We start from the raw sequence: 1300 nt of genomic DNA, 5'->3' as shown, positions 1-1300 counted from the left end.
ATATCGCGGCAATCCTGTAACGACGGACACCGTTAATCACGCTGATTGGCTCCCCGCAGTGGCGAGCGCCGCGTGTCCGCAACGAGGCTGGCGATGCGGTACTCCAGGTCGCCCAACGAGAATGGCTTCACAAGATAGGCGTTCGCTCCCCGGGCCATCGCGGCGAAACGGTCCGTCATCTGATCGAAGGCTGACAAAACGAGAACAGGGGTTATTCCGCTTCTCTCCCTGATGTGGCTGAGAACCGACAGACCATGCCCGTCGGGCAACCGAAGATCAAGGACCACGCAGTCGTACGACTGTTCGTTCACCGCGGCTATCGCTTCGCCGACGCTCTGGCGCCAATCCACATGCCCGCCGCTCGCCGACAGTTGACCGACGATCGCGTCCCCGATGAGCGTGTTGTCCTCTACGAGGAGTATCTCCAACTCTTGCCTCTGAGATGCGCGCCGAGACGATCGGCAAACCATGCAGAGTATTTCACAGGCATGCTGACGCTGACCTGAAGGTAGCGATGGAAGGGCGAGCGCTTGAAACTCAAGCGCTCTTCGCCATCCCATTCGAAGTGGCGAATGCCACGCGCAACGTTCCGCCGCCGTTTGCGGATTTGGGAAGATCACAATCTTTACTTCGCGCCAATCAGCGTCAACGCCTGGCGCATGTCGGCGTCGCCGACCGGCGTGCCGCCTTTTTCCTGGCAGTCCTTCCTTGCTTCGTTCCGAAGCCGCATGGCCTTCTGAACATCGGCTTTCTTTGCTGTGGTAATCTTTACGGCAGCATCGAATTCTCGGATGTCGTTGTTGCAGTCGGTCTTCGCCATACCTGGCGAAACGATGACCAAAGCGAGGACGGCGGCGGCCGTTGATATCATTTTCGCTGTCATGTCGACTCCTTTGGGTTCCAACATGCACCGCCTGCGGCGATGCGGCTGGAAGTATGAGCTTTCGACCGTTCGCCGATCTGTCCGCGGCTATACAAATAGGTAAGGTGACTGTTCGGCGCACAGCGAGTGTCGCGTTAGCCCGCAGCATTTCCTCGCGGCGTCGAAGGAAGCTCTACCGTGACCTTCAGACCCGGATTGTTGTCGCCCACGGTGATGCGGCCGGCGTGCAGCTCGGTCACCGCCTTGACCAGGCTCAGCCCGAGACCGGCGCCCGAAGTCGTTCTGCTCTTATCAAGGCGGTAGAGGCGCCGGAAAACCTTTTCATGCTCGGCGGCAGGAATTCCGGGTCCGTTGTCCTCCACCGTCAGAACAACGTTTCCGTGGCGTTCGTCCAATGCCAGGGCGATGGTGGTAGCC

3 protein-coding genes are annotated in these 1300 nt (G+C 59.5%); all 3 read right to left on the bottom strand.

The window, feature by feature from the left end; translation table 11 throughout:
* Positions 1 to 32: 32 nt before the first annotated feature.
* Positions 33 to 428: a response regulator gene (locus AB4048_RS28750; RefSeq protein WP_442205342.1), complete on the bottom strand. Its 396-nt coding sequence runs from the start codon at positions 426 to 428 to the stop codon at positions 33 to 35.
* A gap of 197 nt (positions 429 to 625) precedes the next feature.
* Complete coding sequence (locus AB4048_RS28745) at positions 626 to 883, bottom strand: hypothetical protein (protein WP_442205341.1); 258 nt, start codon at positions 881 to 883, stop codon at positions 626 to 628.
* Between the two features lie 134 nt (positions 884 to 1017).
* Positions 1018 to 1300, bottom strand: a 283-nt coding sequence (locus AB4048_RS28740; RefSeq protein ID WP_442205340.1) for a sensor histidine kinase, incomplete at its 5' end; no start/stop codon positions are given.

This window comes from Rhizobium sp. RAF56, from assembly GCF_052113965.1.
Classification (GTDB): Bacteria; Pseudomonadota; Alphaproteobacteria; order Rhizobiales; family Rhizobiaceae; genus Rhizobium.
This window is presented reverse-complemented; position numbering and strand designations above follow the sequence as displayed.